The organism is Streptomyces sp. DH12 (assembly GCF_020873895.1).
Classification (GTDB): Bacteria; Actinomycetota; Actinomycetes; order Streptomycetales; family Streptomycetaceae; genus Streptomyces.
Map to the genome: position 1 here is coordinate 1 of NZ_JAHWGT010000293.1, position 701 is coordinate 701.

Below are 701 nucleotides of genomic sequence, written 5' to 3' on the forward strand. Positions count from 1 at the left end.
CTCGCCGCTGCGTCGCCGCGTGACCTCGCTGGAGGAGGAGCGGCTGGTGCTGGAGCAGCGCCGGGAGCGGCTGGCGGCGCGCGGGGACGCACTGGGCCGGCTCGCCACCGACCTGCTGCGGGAGATCGGTGAGGGCGCCGGGTTCGGCGAGGCCGAACCGGACCGCTGGGCCCGGGAGTTGGACCGCGTCGACGGGGAGCGTGAGCACCAGGCCGAGCGGCTGCGCGAGGTGGAGGCGCGGCTGGAGGCCCTGTCCGGCGAGCTGCGCGAGGCCGAGCAGGCCCTCGCCGACGCCGAGACGGAGCCCGCCGAGCTGGTCGGGCATGTCGAGCTGACCGTGGAGGCCTCGGGCGAGGGAACGGCGGAGCTGCGGCTCAGCCACCTCACGCCGTGCGCGCTGTGGCGGCCGGCGTACCGGGCCACGCTGGACGGGGACGCGCTCACCCTGGAGACGGAGGCGATGGTCTGGCAGCGCACCGGCGAGGACTGGTCCGGCGTACGGCTGACGCTGTCCACGGCGCGTTCCTCGGCGGCCACGGAGCCGCCGGTGCTCGGCGAGGACCGGCTGACGCTCCGCGACCGCTCCCCCGAGGAGCGCCGCACCGTGCATGTGGACCTGCGGGAGGAGGAGATCGCGGACCTGGGTCCCGCTCCCGTGCTCGGGCTGCCGGGGGTGGACGACGGCGGCGAGGTCCGCGTGC

1 protein-coding gene is annotated in these 701 nt (G+C 76.9%); it reads left to right on the plus strand.

Annotated features, from left to right (window positions below; all coding sequences use genetic code 11):
* On the plus strand, positions 1–701 hold a 701-nt coding region (locus LPA54_RS34115), incomplete at both ends, for a DUF4139 domain-containing protein (RefSeq protein WP_228984550.1).